The 15203-nt window shown below is 35.2% G+C and carries 14 protein-coding genes and 1 pseudogene; 4 read left to right on the top strand and 11 right to left on the bottom strand.

The window, feature by feature from the left end:
- Positions 1–9 precede the first annotated feature (9 nt).
- Positions 10–1650 (bottom strand): malolactic enzyme, encoded by a 1641-nt coding sequence (locus tag LEGAS_RS04685; RefSeq protein WP_258954192.1) that lies wholly within the window; start codon positions 1648–1650, stop codon positions 10–12.
- A gap of 130 nt (positions 1651–1780) precedes the next feature.
- On the opposite strand from LEGAS_RS04685, the gene LEGAS_RS04680 reads away from it, so the two are divergent.
- The gene (locus LEGAS_RS04680; RefSeq protein ID WP_013231548.1) at positions 1781–2662 is read left to right on the top strand and encodes a LysR family transcriptional regulator; all 882 of its coding nucleotides are present in this window, start codon (positions 1781–1783) and stop codon (positions 2660–2662) included.
- Between the two features lie 114 nt (positions 2663–2776).
- Here the strand turns inward: LEGAS_RS04680 and LEGAS_RS04675 are convergent, their stop codons facing one another.
- Positions 2777–3175, bottom strand: a complete 399-nt coding sequence (locus LEGAS_RS04675) for a pyridoxamine 5'-phosphate oxidase family protein (RefSeq protein WP_010388309.1) — start codon at positions 3173–3175, stop codon at positions 2777–2779.
- 452 nt (positions 3176–3627) lie between these two features.
- Here LEGAS_RS04675 and kdsA point away from each other — a divergent pair, with 452 nt between their 5' ends.
- Positions 3628–4479 (top strand): 3-deoxy-8-phosphooctulonate synthase, encoded by an 852-nt coding sequence (gene kdsA, locus LEGAS_RS04670; protein ID WP_010388312.1) that lies wholly within the window; start codon positions 3628–3630, stop codon positions 4477–4479.
- The gene (locus tag LEGAS_RS04665; protein ID WP_013231547.1) at positions 4463–5419 is read left to right on the top strand and encodes a KpsF/GutQ family sugar-phosphate isomerase; all 957 of its coding nucleotides are present in this window, start codon (positions 4463–4465) and stop codon (positions 5417–5419) included. The genes kdsA and LEGAS_RS04665 overlap by 17 nt, the downstream gene beginning before the upstream one ends.
- An 85-nt stretch (positions 5420–5504) precedes the next feature.
- Here LEGAS_RS04665 and LEGAS_RS04660 read toward each other — a convergent pair whose 3' ends face one another.
- From LEGAS_RS04660 to LEGAS_RS04635, 8 genes and pseudogenes are all read right to left on the bottom strand, one after another.
- Positions 5505–6353, bottom strand: coding sequence for an aldo/keto reductase (locus tag LEGAS_RS04660; RefSeq protein ID WP_010388318.1), 849 nt, complete (start codon positions 6351–6353; stop codon positions 5505–5507).
- Between the two features lie 191 nt (positions 6354–6544).
- Positions 6545–6790, bottom strand: coding sequence for a GlsB/YeaQ/YmgE family stress response membrane protein (locus tag LEGAS_RS04655; protein ID WP_013231546.1), 246 nt, complete (start codon positions 6788–6790; stop codon positions 6545–6547).
- A 172-nt stretch (positions 6791–6962) separates the two neighbouring features.
- Positions 6963–7097, bottom strand: coding sequence for a hypothetical protein (locus LEGAS_RS10245; RefSeq protein WP_010387698.1), 135 nt, complete (start codon positions 7095–7097; stop codon positions 6963–6965).
- A gap of 384 nt (positions 7098–7481) precedes the next feature.
- Positions 7482–7613 (bottom strand): annotated as a pseudogene (locus LEGAS_RS10290) (hypothetical protein); the annotation flags it as partial.
- A gap of 111 nt (positions 7614–7724) precedes the next feature.
- Positions 7725–9152: an NADP-dependent phosphogluconate dehydrogenase gene (gndA, locus tag LEGAS_RS04650; protein WP_010387701.1), complete on the bottom strand. Its 1428-nt coding sequence runs from the start codon at positions 9150–9152 to the stop codon at positions 7725–7727.
- A 229-nt stretch (positions 9153–9381) separates the two neighbouring features.
- Positions 9382–10578 (bottom strand): SAM-dependent methyltransferase, encoded by a 1197-nt coding sequence (locus LEGAS_RS04645; RefSeq protein WP_013231544.1) that lies wholly within the window; start codon positions 10576–10578, stop codon positions 9382–9384.
- A 271-nt stretch (positions 10579–10849) separates the two neighbouring features.
- The gene (locus LEGAS_RS04640) at positions 10850–11863 is read right to left on the bottom strand and encodes an alpha/beta hydrolase (RefSeq protein WP_010386691.1); all 1014 of its coding nucleotides are present in this window, start codon (positions 11861–11863) and stop codon (positions 10850–10852) included.
- 47 nt (positions 11864–11910) lie between these two features.
- Positions 11911–12849, bottom strand: coding sequence for a DMT family transporter (locus tag LEGAS_RS04635; protein WP_010386693.1), 939 nt, complete (start codon positions 12847–12849; stop codon positions 11911–11913).
- Positions 12850–13180: 331 nt separating this feature from the next.
- Between LEGAS_RS04635 and LEGAS_RS04630 the strand changes: the two genes are divergently transcribed.
- Complete coding sequence (locus tag LEGAS_RS04630; protein ID WP_010386695.1) at positions 13181–13489, top strand: thiamine-binding protein; 309 nt, start codon at positions 13181–13183, stop codon at positions 13487–13489.
- A 344-nt stretch (positions 13490–13833) separates the two neighbouring features.
- On the opposite strand, the gene LEGAS_RS04625 is transcribed toward LEGAS_RS04630, so the two are convergent.
- Entirely contained in the window at positions 13834–15180 is a 1347-nt protein-coding gene (locus LEGAS_RS04625) for an FAD-dependent oxidoreductase (protein ID WP_010386697.1), read from the bottom strand.
- Positions 15181–15203: the final 23 nt, after the last annotated feature.

The raw sequence follows: 15203 nt of genomic DNA, 5'->3' as shown, positions 1-15203 counted from the left end.
TCATCCCTATCAATAATTAGCAGACCATTTAGCATTTCGCACAACTTGTTTAGCATCACTGATTTTTTCACGATTTAAACCTTGATTTACGACACTTTGTGCAGTTACTTCCGCAATTTTTTGCGAAAACTCAGTCAAATTTGAAACTGGTGGCAATACTGCTGCACCTTCTTGATCGGAATCGACTAAACCACCTAATGCATGAATAGCTGCTGAAATTGTTTTTTGTGTTAGCAATTTCGCAGTTGAGGCTACTAAACCAAAACCTAGTCCAGGATAAATCAATGCGTTGTTACCTTGACCAATTTTATAAGTGACACCTTTGTATTCAACATTTTCTGCAGGAATACCCGTTGCCACTAATGCTTTGCCATCAGTCCATTTAATTAAATTTTCTGCCGTTGCTTCAGCAAGTTTCGTAGGATTTGACAAAGGAAAGATAATTGGACGTGCTGTATGTGTTGCCATTTCTTTTACAATTTCTTCTGTGAATGTACCAGGTTGTGTGGATGTACCAATTAAAACTGTTGGCTTTATTTCTTTAACCACTGCAGATAATGTTGTTAGTTCTTCAGCATGATTAAATTCGTTTCGCGTTCGAGTAAATGCTTTTTGCGCCACTGTTAAATCTGACATATCATCGAATAACAAGCCTTGTTTGTCAACAAGATAAAAATGTTTTTTAGCCTCTTTAGCAGATAACCCTGCTTCTTGTAGTTCAGTAAAAATTTGATTAACAATGCCCATGCCAGCTGTTCCAGCTCCAAATGTTACAAATGTTTGGTCAATGAGCCGTTCTTTTGAAATATTTAATGCGCCAAAAACACCTGCCAAGACAATCATGCCTGTTCCTTGAATATCATCATTAAAAGTTGCAATTTTATTTTTATACTTGTCTAAGATAACCTGTGCATTTGCACGACCAAAATCTTCCCAATGCAGTAATGACTCTGGGAATAGTTCTTGTTCTGCGATCACAAACTGATCAATAAATTCAAGATAGGCATCACCTGCAATTCGTGCATGCTTATTTCCGAGATAGCGTTCGTTTTCTAGCAGTGATTGATTGTTTGTACCAGCATCGATGCTAATTGGCAAAACACTGGCTGGATCAATGCCGGCCGCTGCAGTATAAACCATTAATTTACCAACAGCAATATCGACACCGTTGACACCCCAATCACCCATACCCAAAATACCCTCAGCATCTGTTACCACAATTAACTTAATATCGCGGCCGTCTGCTGCATTAATAAGTGATTGCTTGATATCTTCTGGTTTGTCCACTGATAAAAATGTGGCATTTTGTGGATTTATATAAATGTCATTGTACTGCTCAATTGAATCCGCAACAACAGGATCATAAACAATTGGCATGAATTCGGAAACGTGTTGATCCATTAAATGATAAAACAAAGTAATATTTTCATTAAAGAGGTTCATCAAGAAAATACGCTTTTCAAGTGGTGCTGTTTTTGATTGGAATTGTTGGTATGCTTGCTCAGCTTGTTCGTCAATGGTTTGCACCTGACTAGGTAATGTGCCATTTAGGCCCAATGTCTTTCGTTCTGTTAACGTAAATCCAGTCCCTTTGTTCAAAAAGGGATTCCGTAATACTTCATATCCTTTTGCATGCATCGTTACTACCACCTTATATTTATAGTTTATTTAACAACATGCTTGACTATACTCGTGTCAATAGTTTATAGTCAAATTATTATGATGTTATAAATATAAACTATAGGTCCCTTGGAAATGATTGATATTAAAGGAAATATACATGCAAATAAATGATTTAAAATACTATAATGAGTTATATAATAAAAAGAATTTCACTAAAGTTGCAAAACATTTTAATATTAGCCAACCATCTATTAGCAGTGCTATTAAACGTTTGGAAAATTTTTTTCAAGTGAAATTGGTTATTAGAGGCAACACACAATCTGAATTAGTATTTACACAATCAGGTGAACAATTACACCAACATACGGTGTCGATTTTGAACGAATTAAATAGCGCAAAACATGAGTTAGATCATTTGAAATCACGAACAACAACGATTGGACTGCCACCTATTCTTAAAAACGCTTATTTTACTAAAATTGCTATAGCTGCTAGAGAATTTGACCGTCAGTTTAATATTAATAATATGGCCATTTATGAAGCCGGTTCTAACTATTTAAAGCAAGCCTTGATGGCTGGAGAGATTGATATCGCTTTACTGGGTGCTTTAAATATGCCACAAGATGATGAATTACTTATTATTCCCTTTATCCGCGCAAATTTCTGTGTGTATATTTCAAAAAATAATCCATTGTCCAAAAAATCACACCTTTATTTTTCAGACTTGCAGAAGCAAGCATTTGTAGCATTAGACTCCAGTTTTGTTCACAATCAAGCCATTAAAAAAATGAGTCAACAAGCTGGTTTTCGACCAAAATATTTTATGAAGACAAACGATATTCATTTTTTAATGAATCTGATTTCAGAAAATTTAGGGGTTGCAATTTTAACGGACATCGTCAAAACAACAGCTTCAGACATAGTTGTATTACCTTTATTAGATGAGCCACAACCTTTTTTCACTGGCAGTATCGCATTTAGAAAAAATCATTTATTAACCAATGAAGAAAAAATGCTAGTAGATACTTTGTCAAAATAAAAATCATTTTTATATTAAATAATCGGGCACCAGCTTCTCTAAGAAGTTGGTGCCCGATTATGGCATTTTATTTATTTGTTTAATAACACGCATTGTCACTATCACCACTTAATTTTAAGCCAATCGCATACCTGCATCCAGCGTGTTATCTAACTTATAAATTCGTTCTACGTCTATAATCACCACAGCCGCGCGTGGAAATCTGTCATAGATTTTTGTTTTTGCTAAAATTTCTGAGGCATAATCATCATTCTCGTGAATATGCGCTTTACCCTCAAATCTAAACCCTTTTTCTGCCACTCGATCGACTACTGCAACAGCTACTAAGCCATTTGTTAGTAAATTTTCATAGGCGTGCCTAAACGTATGTTCATAATAAATGAGATGTGAATCATCTAAAACATGTAATGAACCCTTTGGCCCAATTTGTGGTGAACCATCTGGGCTTGTTGTCGCCAAAAAAGGAAATTGATCATTAATCATGTCTTGCATATTTTGAGATAAAATCACCATTTTTGACCTCCCTTCTAAATATTTAATCAAAATAATTATGACAGATCACCCACCAGCAACTTTAATCGGTTCGTTCATCTAATTATCTACCCGCTATCAAGTGAGGATGATTGATCATATCATTTGTCACACTATCATCAACTAATATCGAGACTCTGTTTTTTTAAATGTGTTAGATTAATGTTACTCATTTTTATTCTGCATTATTGTCTCCTGATATTATAAATTGATGAACAAAAAAGTTAATTTATTTAAAACTCATTTTTCATAAAGACATAATTTTTTAAATAATAACAAACTTAATGCTGATTTGCAAATATTTTGATTGTGTTTATTTTGTAATAATTATTGAATCATATTACATATATAAAGATGATATAATGACCATAATTTTAAAATAGTATTTTTAAAATTTAATGTTAATTTTATTAAAGCAAAGGAGAAGGAACATTATGGCTAAAATAACTGATGTATTTCAAGGATATGGTTTTAGTAACGATCGACTAACACTGTTAGCCGGACCCTGTGCAATTGAATCATACGACACATGTGCTGAAGTAGTTGAGACACTGAAAAACTTAACAGACAAGCTAGATATTAATTACGTTTTTAAGGCTTCGTTTGATAAAGCTAATCGTAGCGCAATTGAATCTGAACGTGGCGCTGGTATGACGGCTGGTTTAGAAGTCTTGCAAAAAATTAAAGACAACTATCAAGTACCAATAGTAACTGACGTACATGAATCCTACCAATGTGAACCTGTGGCCAAGGTGGCTGATGTTCTACAAATTCCTGCCTATTTGAGTAGACAAACCGATTTATTAGTAGCAGCAGCTAAGACTGGGCTCGTAGTTAATATCAAAAAAGCACAATTTATGGCACCGGAAGACATTAAAAGTGCAGTTAACAAAGTTGCTCAGACGAATGAACATATTCTGGTTACCGAGCGTGGCACAATGTTTGGTTATCACCAATTAGTTGTTGACATGACAAGCTTAATTCAAATGCGTGACACAGGTTATCCTATTATTTTTGATGCAACACACGCTGTCCAAATTCCAAGTGGTTATGGAAATCATTCTGGCGGTAATCGTGATTACGCTTTCCCTCTGATGCGTGCCGCTTTAGCTATAGGTATTGATGGTATTTTTGCAGAGGTACACCCTAACCCACCTGAAGCCATTTCTGATCAGGATAGTCAACTTTACTTATCTAAAATTCAACCTATTTTAGAAAATGCCAACAAACTCTTTCACGAACATCTCGACATGAAGGCGGTGTATGACAATGACGAATTACTTTGATGACGCTAAAATAACTTTTGACACAGAAATTGCTGCTTTACAAACAGTCCGCGAGACATTAGATGAAAATTTTGATGAGGTGGTTGAAGCAATTTTAAATACAAAAGGCCGTTCCATATTTATCGCCATTGGTAAATCTGGTATTATTGCTGAAAAAATAGCTGCCTCGTTGTCATCCGTTGGTGTCCCAAGCTTTTTCATTGATGCTGGTACCGCATACCACGGAGACCTAGGTCGTGTCTCAGCAGATGATTTAGTTATTTTTATTTCAAATAGTGGTGAAACACAAGAAGTTGTACAAACACTTTTTGCACTGAAAAATATTCATCAAAACGAGTTAAAAACGATTGCTCTCACAGGTTCTGAAGATGCAACGTTAGCTAAAAATACTGACATTTTTTTGAAAGTAGATGTCGCAGAAGAAGCTGACCCAACTAAACTAGCACCCACAAGTTCTACCACTGCTACACTTGTTATGGGTGATGCACTGCTAATTGCCGTCGAAAAAGCAAAGGCATTCAAACGAGCAGATTTTGCACTATACCATCCCGGTGGCTCAATTGGTAAAATGTTACTGCGGGATGTTGCACATTCTATGCACACTAAGATTCCTTATGTTCAAACAACAACACCAATTAACGATGTTATTTACCGTATTAGTGATTTTGGCGTTGGCATGACTTTAGTTAAAACACCCGAAGAAAAAGTTATTGGCATTATAACAGATGGTGATATTCGTAAAAAGTTTTTATACATTAATCAAGTCAAAAATTCAACTGCTGCTGATTATATGACTGAAGGATTTATTAGCATCAATCAAAATGCACGTAATAGCGCAGCTTGGAAAAAAATGGCATCGAATAATATATCCAATTTGGTAGTCAAAGATGACGATGATAGCGTCGTTGGCATTATCACCATTCATGATGTGCTGGAATAGTTGCATTGACTTAAAATATAATCAATAAACAACCCCACTAACTTCAACAGTTAGTGGGGTTTTAAAAGTCTATTTTGTTCGTAATTTAATTAAATTCTTCATAAGTATTTGGATCCTGATTATCCACACGTCCATCTACTTTGGTCAATGAGCTAATAGCAATTACTTCATCTGCTGTTAACTCAAAATTCCAAAGTGCAAGATTATCGCGTTGGTGTTGTAGGCTACCAGCTTTAGGGACAGGTAGCACACCACGTTGAAGATGCCAACGCAGAATAATCTGTCCTGCATTTTTGTGATATTTTTCTGCTAATTCTAAAATAATTGGTTCTTTTAATTCTCCAATTCCACGACCTAATGGACTCCAAGCTTCAGTAACTATTCCGCGGTCTTTGTTAGCTTGCAACAAACTATTCTGTATCCAATAAGGGTGAATTTCGTTTTGATTGACCGCTGGTGTGACACCTGTTGCTTCAATTATGCGATCCAAGTGTGCCGCTTCAAAATTCGAGACGCCAATAGATCGTATCAACCCACGTTTTTGAGCTTCAATAAGAGCAGTCCAAGCTTCAACATAATTATCACGCTTAGGCAATGGCCAATGAATTAAATACAAGTCCAAATAATCTAAGCGTAAACGCAAAAGTGTTTCCTCAATCATTTTTAGAGCATCTTCCCGATGATGATATTGTCCTGGGAGCTTTGACGTGACATAAAATGATGATCTCGGAATGCCCGATCGCCTGATTGCTTCACCAACGGCACCCTCACTATCATAATTGGTAGACGTATCTATCAAACGGTACCCAGTTTGAATAGCTGCTAAAATTTGATCAACACCTTGCATACCACGTATTTGATATGTTCCCAAAGCTATCTGAGGCAATATGTGTCCATCGTTTAAATTATAAACTGGTACAGTATTATTATTCACTGAGTTTTCTCCTAACGGTTAATTATTTATCAAAAAATAGTCTATATTTTTAAGCTTGTAATGACATTAGTAACTAGTCATAATGGCATTTGCATTGTGTTCATAAAATCAAATTAAATATCAAAACAATGACTATACTTAGTTAGCAGTAAAAGTTTAATGATAAAATCAATGTTATTTAAAATTATTTTTTAACGTTTGACTTGAGAACCAAATATCATTGAGATAATAAGCACAAGAATCACTGCCCCAATAATCGATGGTATAATAGCCATTCCAGCTAGACTAGGTCCCCAATGGCCAAGTAGTCCTTGACCAATAGCAGAACCGACTAGTCCTGCTATAATATTACTAATCCATCCCATTGATTCACCCTTATTTGTGACGGCACCTGCAATAGCACCAATGATCGCACCAACTATTAATGACCAAATCATCATTCAACCTCCATTTCTCTTTTGTTCATTATCATGCTATGACACAACACTCCTACAATTTCAGTCTATCATTAACTCATAGTGCTTACAATTAAATTGCTTGAAAAATCACTAATAAAAAAAGAAGGGACAACCACGTTTATGCCTTCCTTCAAACTATACTATTCATAAATTAATTGTGTATCGTATCTTCTAACTTATCCCCAAGTTTATCAATGCCTTTAACTGTAAAAATAGTTGTGCCAATAACTAACCCACTAACAATTAGCGTTGAAGCTAGTGCAAATTTAATAACTTTTTTTAGCATAATACACGCCTTTCAAGTGATAGATGAAATCACTGGTCATCTGGTTCATATAAGATAGTGCTTTATTTTTTGCGTGATCGAGAACTTCGAATTTCATGATAAAGACTAAACAATAATTGACCAACTGCTAGCAATAATGATAATTTACCCCAAAATCCAGTCCCGTGTTTTTCTTTTGACATGTTAAAATTCTCCTTTATAATATTTCTATTTTCATTAAAATATAGTTTGATTGTAACTTTTAATATACGACATTGCAAGTAATGTGCTGTTCGTTATGATAAATAGGTAGTTGAATTGTAATTATTGAACGAAATAATAGTGGCACATCAGTAATCTTAATTACGCTGCCACCATTGAAATATAAATAACAACATTGTGAAATTATTTTATAAAAATAAGCCATTTTGGTGTTGCTTTTAACAACATCTCATTAAATCCATAGGTCAATAACTTAGTGCTGACTTCGTTAGATTTTAAATCCGACTGATAGTTTTTGATCACTTTCTGCCAGCTATCAGTATGATAAGTTCGTCACTACTCCCGCAGAAGGGACAAAATATAAAACAAAATTTTAACATAGACACAAAAAAAGCGCTTCATATTTTAAAAGCGCCTTCACATTTTTTAAGCTTCGTCATACCATGAAAAATGATACATCTCACCTGATGGTTTGTCAGTTCTTTCATAAGTATGTGCGCCAAAGTAATCACGCTGCGCTTGTACCAAGTTTGCTGGCAAAACTTCTGATCGATAAGAATCATAGTATGCAATAGCAGCTGAAAGCGCTGGCGTAGGTACACCAGCACTAACCGCCATTGCCACTACACGACGTGTGGCAGCTTGATATGATTCGGCAATATTTTTGAAATAATTATCCAAAAGTAAATTGTGCAAGTTGGGATTAGTTTGATATGCATCGGTGATTCGTTGTAAGAATTGTGCTCTAATAATCGCTCCTGCACGCCATAATTGTGCTAATTCGCCAAAAGGTAAATCCCAATTATAATGATTAGAGGCCATGCGCAATTGATCAAATCCTTGTGCATAAGACATGATTTTACCAAAGTATAATGCCTGACGAATATCTTCCTTTGTGGCATCAACATCGCCTGTGAATGTGAATTCTGGACCTGACAGTACCTTAGAAGCAGCAACACGATCAGACTTCATAGCAGAAATATAACGTGCATAAACAGATTCTGTAATTAATGATTGTGGCGCACCAACAGCCAACGCTGATTGTGAAGACCATTTACCAGTACCTTTATTTCCCGCTCGATCTAAAATCATATCGACAATGGGTTTATCCGAACCTAAATCATCTTTTCTTGTCAAAATATCAGCTGTAATCTCGATTAAATATGAATTTAATTCGCCATCATTCCAGTGTGCAAAAGTTGATGATAAATTATTATGATCCAATTTTAACAGACGTTTTAAAATATCATACGATTCTGAAATAAGTTGCATATCGCCATATTCAATACCGTTATGTACCATTTTAACATAGTGACCTGCGCCATTTGGGCCAATATAAGTAACTGTTGGTTGGTCGTCTTCAGGGGCTCTAGCAGCTATTTTACGTAAAACAGGCGCAACTAAATCGTATGCCTCACGTTGACCACCAGGCATCAACGAGGGACCTTGTAACGCACCAAGTTCGCCTCCTGAAACACCCATTCCAATAAAATTAATACCAGATTGTGCTAATTTTTCAGAACGGCGTATTGTATCTTCAAAATAAGTATTACCACCATCAATTAACATATCTCCTTTTGTTAATTGTGGCAATAACTCATCAATCACAGCATCTGTTCCTGTGCCAGCTTTAACCATTAATAAAATACGTCTTGGGGTCTTAATCGCTTGCACAAATGACGCAATTGAATAACTAGGGACAAATTTTTTATCTGCATGTTTTGAGATCAAATCGTCAGTGCGTTCACGTGATCGATTATATACTGCAACATTATAACCACGTGATTCTATATTTAGCGCTAAATTACGCCCCATTACTGCTAAACCAACGACACCAAAATCTGCTTCCATCATTTTTTACCTGCTTTCTGTTTGCAAAAACTATTTTCCTATCTTATTATTGTTTATAAAAATATTGCTACTAAAACAAATAAGATGATCTTGTAATCGCTTACAATATAGTCTTATTTAACTCATATGTCAACCATTAGTTATTATAATCACAATTATGATACTTTATATCCCACTATAATTTAAGAAAAAATGCTAATAATCACATGATCATTAGCATTTTTTTCTTAAATTATTTTACATTGTGTGCAATATCAGCGTTATAAATGTAAGAACGCGTCATTGGCAATTTTGTTCCCGAAGGGCCCTTGGTAAGCAAATATTGAACAACATCAATGTTGCCTGATTCAAATGAGGCAGCACATGCTTGTAAATAAAGATCCCACATGCGATAGAAACGTTCCCCGTACTTTGAGATTACTTCTTCACTGACATGATGAAAGTTTTCAGTCCAAATCTCTAACGTTTTTTGATAATGACGGCGTAGTGGTTCAACGTCATCTATTTGCATTGATGAAGTCATAATGTGACCGATATTTTCAGCAATATTAGGAATGTAACCACCTGGGAAAATATACTTATTAATCCATGCATCCACACCAGCCCCATCATGTTGCCCTGTAATACCATGAATTAAGGCAGTACCGTTATCAACCAAACGGTTTTTAACTTGCATAAAATATTCTTCCAAGTTTTCTTTACCAACATGTTCAAACATGCCAACAGAAGTAACATGGTCATAAGTCTGTTCAAGTTCACGATAATCTTTAAGATAAACATGAACACGATCTTGTAGACCCTCTGCTTCAATTTTGTGAGATACAAAGTCATACTGTTCTTGGCTTAAGGTAACACCTGTAGCCTCTAAATTATATTCTTTGGCCGCAATAAACATTAATGTTCCCCAACCACAACCAATGTCTAACACCGTTTCACCAGGTTTAGTATGTAATTTATTTAAAATATGACGCACTTTATTCCATTGTGCATCTTCTAATGAATCATCCTCGCTAGCAAAATAGGCACAAGAATAGGTCATTGTTGGGTCAAGCCACATCTCGTAGAAGTCATTACCGATATCATAATGACTTTGAACGTCTGCCTTACTAATTTTTTCTGTGTGTGCATGTTTTGGAATCAATTTAGAAAACTTCGAGTTGTTCAAAAAACTTTCCTTTGAACTATAAACTGTATTAACTAATTTTTGTAAATTGCCTTGAATCTCAATTTTACCATCCATATAGGCTTCACCAAAAGTCAATGAAGCATGTGACATGATATCTTTAATTGGTATAACTTCATGTAAGATGATTTTAGCAATAGGTTCTCCCGTACCATAACTCACCTGTTCACCATCCCAGAATTCAACGTCGATTGGGGCGTTAAAACTAGCCTTAAAAATCTGCTTGTAAATTGTTTTGTCTAACATCTGTTTTTCCCCTTTATACTATATAATGCATTGTAGAAAAACAAATATAAAAAGTCAAATAGAATTCTTGTTTTTAACAACATTCATTACAAATAAAATAAATATTGAAATAGTGAACTAAATATATCAGTCGTTTACCACGTTAAATTAAAATAAAATAACTATCCTAAAAATTTAAAAATAAAGTAATAACAGATAACTTAAAGGCTCCAACAAATTGAAATAGTAGTTTATTGTTAGTTCGTCGTAATCAAAGAATTGCCTAACGTACTTACTGATAACGCATCACAAAATGACGTGTCTCTTCGTAACATTTTTGAGCTAATGACGTTTGGTAATTAAACTGATACTCATGTGTCACTTCTTTTTGAACGTGATTGAAAAACAAACTCGTAACCGGTACGTGCAAGTATTGTAACCGTTTTTCAAATGCTAATCCTTGTTCTTGAAAGGAATACGCATTGCCATCCGTTATATAGGTTGGCGGAAATTGACTCGTAATTTGTTTCACTAGTGATGCTTGTTGCAATGTGTACGATTCCCGCCAGTTTCTGTCTCCCAACTCACTCCATGCAACAGTATTGATAAACCATCTCATGAACAAGGACTTTGATTGTTGATTAGTTACCTGTTGTAAATCGAGCGGCCCACAATATGAGATTGTTCCTTTAATTTGACCATTTTCTAACTCGGCTGGCATTGCCATCTCTTTAGCATAACGTGCGTTTGTTTGAATGGCTGCGTATTGCAATGCAATCTGTGCACCCGCTGAATCACCGCCAAACATAACACGTGAGAGATTTAATTTTTGTTGATACTTGGGCGTCATTTTCAAAAATTTTATAGCATCATTGACTTGTCGCACTTGACTCGGATATATAGCTGATGGTGCAGTTTGGTAATTGATACTAACAACAGCAACATGTGTATCGTTAACTAATTTCGTGGCAAACTCACTTAGCCCTGATTTATCGCCAGCAACGTAGCCACCACCATGTACCCATATCAAAGTCGTTACTGGTTTTGTTTCCTTTTTAGGTGTATAAATATCTAACGTATTATTTTTGACCGTGGATTCATAGCGCACATCACTTTTAACTGTCACATTTTTCTTTGCTTGTTCAAACACTGACTTATCAGTAATTTTGACAGGACCATTAAACATACGTCCGATAACATAGGCACTAGGCCACGGAGACACAGTAAAAGCTATTGTCACAATAATAATCACAGTACTTAATAAGATGACACACCATTTTAAATATTTTTTAATTTTTTGAAACATACACTTTCCTTTTTTAATAAAATAATTATTGCTGCAAGCATTATACTTTACCCAAACTTAATCAGCACGACACCTAAAATCATGAACAAAATGCCACCGATTTGTATACGAGTTACCTGCTGTTTTGGCGATTGCCATAAGCCAAATTGTGATACAACCATTGATCCTAATATAGATCCAGTCAGGCCTAATGTAACAGTCATACCAGCACCAACTTTGGGAACTAAAAAGGTTGTTGAAAAGACAAACAAACTGCCTAAAATACCACCAATGAACAACCAAAATGGTTTAGTTTTAAGTGGTACTGCCTTGGCTAATGAATGCGGCTCTCTTACCAAAATAAATATTAAAATAATAACAGTGCCAATTATAAATGAAATAACGGCACTAGCTACTGCTGATCCAAGTAAATAACCTAAACGGCCATTGATAGCTTGTTGAATTGCGGATAATGCACCAACAAACACGCCCCAAATACGCCACATATTTAATATTGCTGTTGTTTGCGTTGCACCCGTTGTCGAGAATTTGTTTACTACTTTTTTATTGGCCAGTACAACGGCAATATAAATACCAATAAACAAAATAAATACACCAATTATTTTTATTAAAGATATAGGCACTTGTTCGACACCAAAGAGGCCCAGACTGTCAATAATAACACCCATAAAAACCTGCCCCACAATAGGCAAAATGATTGTTTGAATCGCACCTATTTTGGGAAACATTAAAATATTAGAAGTCAAATAAACGACACCTATGACGCCGCCAAACCAAATCCACCAAGGGTTAGTGGCAGCAATATAAGTCATGTTTGCAACGTGTTGCCCACTAACAAAATAAATAACTGCCAAAAATATTGTCCCAATAGTAAAAGAAATAAGGCTCGAAATGAATGGTGATTTTACGCTATCGCCTAATCTAGCATTAATCGGACTTTGATTAGCCAAAATAAAACCAGCAAATAAACCAAGAAAATAAAGCATATTAGTAACACTCCAAAATATAGTTAGTTGTCAATGATTGTTGAAATATTAATTACAACGAAATATTATACTATTTTAGTATAATAAAATAGTGAGTCTTTGGCAACTTTTATCATATTGTTCAAAAAAATTGCAGGAACATTCACATTGTGATAAAATAACGCGTATAGACGGTCTGCCTAACATTCAGACTAAACCAGCTAATTTGTGATGCATATAAATATTTCCCCAACGTAATAATACCATTATTTGATAGCGTGTTTGGTTGCAAACTATATAAGTGTGCTACTAAACTTACTATTTTAAATCAACCGAAAGATAGGATATTCTGATGTCTCAAATCAATGCAAGTATTGCTGTTCAGGTATTACCTATGACCGCCAACAAATCAGAAGTAATTCGTATTGTTGACCATGTTATTGCCTATATCGATCACTCCGGTGTAAATTACCAAGTGGGTGCTTTTGAATCAACTTTGGAAGGCGATTATAACCAACTTATGGACATTTTAAAAGCCTTGCCCCTTGTCGCGGCAGAAATAACAGATATTCCAGTCATGGTATATAGTAAAATCAATATGACGCCAAACGGGGATGTTTTAACAATTGCACAAAAAACAGATAAATATCTTTCAAAATAAGTTTCTGTTTGCTCATCATTCACCAATTTTGAACATATTCCAATACAACCATAAATTGTTATTTATCCTTTCTAAGTAGCCCGAAACCGATATTTTATCCTTAGGTGCTACCTATTTAATTTGAATGTCTTTGATATTCTCGGATAATAGCTTATGCATTTTTGGGCTGAGTAACAACCGTTATCAATTTTTCAATGGTAATATAGTTCGATAAATCACCCAATTCAACTTCTACTGCCAAACTAGCAGTTTTGTTTCTTTTGAAATTTTAGTCATAAAAACCCGCAAAGTTGTATTTATGACTTTGCGGGTACAGTTTATTTTTGAAATAGTTTCCTTGCTACTTAATTTTCGTCTTTATCTAATGCTGCTTGTGCTAGAAGATTTAAATAATTAAATGGTCGATCAAACCAGGGTTGAAATAGCATATCTACAAAAGCGAGATCAGTTAGGGTCATACGATTTTGAATCGCTACCGACGCTGTATTAGCGGATTGCGAAATATCGTATTTACTTTGCAGCTGAACACCTAAAATACGTTGAGTGCCCTTTTCCCAAGTAATAGTCATCAATACTGGTTCAGTAGACGACATAAATTCAGGTCGAAAATTGTCGGTCATGGTCAAGCTATTAGCATCAAGTCCTAATTCTTTTGCGTGAGACGCAGTCAAACCTGAAGATGCCATGTTTAAATCATACAACTTCAAACCAGAAGTAGATTGCGTGCCCATATATTTAATGGTTGGGCTTACCAAATTATAACCAATCAATGTGCCTTGGCGTACTGCATTAGTTGCCAAAGGAATATAGGCATTTTCACCAGTGGGATTATAATGAACAGCTACTGAATCTCCTGCAGCAAAAACATCTGGATCACTGGTTTGCATGTAATCGTTAACAATTAAAGCGCCATTTTGAGTCATCTCAAGTTGATCTTGAAAGAGCTGTGTTGTTGGTCGAAATCCAACAGACATGACAACTAAATCAGCTGAAAAATCACCATCATCCGTTTTAATAATAATTGCTTCATCTGTGCTTTCAAATGCCTGTACTGTTTTGCCTGTTTCAACAGCAATGCCGTGGCTGGTAAATAAATGTGCGACATTTTTGGTGAATTCGTCATCAAAATAACGATTCAAAACTGTTGGTTGATTATCAATTAATGTGACTTCGCATCCTTTGACATTAAATGCCTCAACAAGTTCAGTACCAATGTAGCCGCCACCAATAATAACAACACGTTTGATACTAGAGTCATTGGCATGACGTATTAGTTCTTGCGCATGTGTATAATTTTTCGATAAAACAATCCGTTTATCATCAATACCTGGAATGGGAGGTACAACTGGCCAGGATCCAGTAGTAGCAACTAATTTATCATAGCTTTCTGTGGCCGTTTCATTTGTAACAAGATTTAAGATATCAACTGTTTTATTAGTTGTATCTACGTGTGTTACTTCATGATTCATGTGAATATTCGCACCCGCTTCTTTTAGAATTTCTGGTGACGAATAAAATAAATCTTTAATATTTTTAACTTCTCCCTGAACTGTGAGTGCAATTCCACAAGAAAGAAAAGAAACATTGTCATTTTTCTCATAAACATCCACTTCAACATCAGAATGCCGCTTTGTTATGGATTTAATTGCGGCCGTGCCAGCATGTGTTGCACCAATAATAATAACTTTCATGTTTTGTCCTCCAAGGGCAAATT

The organism is Leuconostoc gasicomitatum LMG 18811, assembly GCF_000196855.1.
Lineage (GTDB): Bacteria > Bacillota > Bacilli > Lactobacillales > Lactobacillaceae > Leuconostoc > Leuconostoc gasicomitatum.
The sequence above is the reverse complement of the archived record's forward strand: the minus strand, read 5'-3'. Positions and strand labels throughout refer to the sequence as shown.

Excerpts from the sequence above, each read along its gene's own strand:
- LEGAS_RS04655 (WP_013231546.1), bottom strand. The coding sequence starts at position 6,790 with ATGATTTGGTCATTAATAGTTGGTGCGATCATTGGTGCTATTGCAGGT.
- LEGAS_RS04665 (WP_013231547.1), top strand. The coding sequence starts at position 4,463 with ATGACGAATTACTTTGATGACGCTAAAATAACTTTTGACACAGAAATT.
- LEGAS_RS04630 (WP_010386695.1), top strand. The coding sequence starts at position 13,181 with ATGTCTCAAATCAATGCAAGTATTGCTGTTCAGGTATTACCTATGACC.
- LEGAS_RS04625 (WP_010386697.1), bottom strand. The coding sequence starts at position 15,180 with ATGAAAGTTATTATTATTGGTGCAACACATGCTGGCACGGCCGCAATT.
- LEGAS_RS04635 (WP_010386693.1), bottom strand. The coding sequence starts at position 12,849 with ATGCTTTATTTTCTTGGTTTATTTGCTGGTTTTATTTTGGCTAATCAA.
- LEGAS_RS04645 (WP_013231544.1), bottom strand. The coding sequence starts at position 10,578 with ATGTTAGACAAAACAATTTACAAGCAGATTTTTAAGGCTAGTTTTAAC.
- LEGAS_RS04640 (WP_010386691.1), bottom strand. The coding sequence starts at position 11,863 with ATGTTTCAAAAAATTAAAAAATATTTAAAATGGTGTGTCATCTTATTA.
- LEGAS_RS04680 (WP_013231548.1), top strand. The coding sequence starts at position 1,781 with ATGCAAATAAATGATTTAAAATACTATAATGAGTTATATAATAAAAAG.
- gndA (WP_010387701.1), bottom strand. The coding sequence starts at position 9,152 with ATGATGGAAGCAGATTTTGGTGTCGTTGGTTTAGCAGTAATGGGGCGT.
- LEGAS_RS04675 (WP_010388309.1), bottom strand. The coding sequence starts at position 3,175 with ATGGTGATTTTATCTCAAAATATGCAAGACATGATTAATGATCAATTT.
- LEGAS_RS10245 (WP_010387698.1), bottom strand. The coding sequence starts at position 7,097 with ATGCTAAAAAAAGTTATTAAATTTGCACTAGCTTCAACGCTAATTGTT.
- kdsA (WP_010388312.1), top strand. The coding sequence starts at position 3,628 with ATGGCTAAAATAACTGATGTATTTCAAGGATATGGTTTTAGTAACGAT.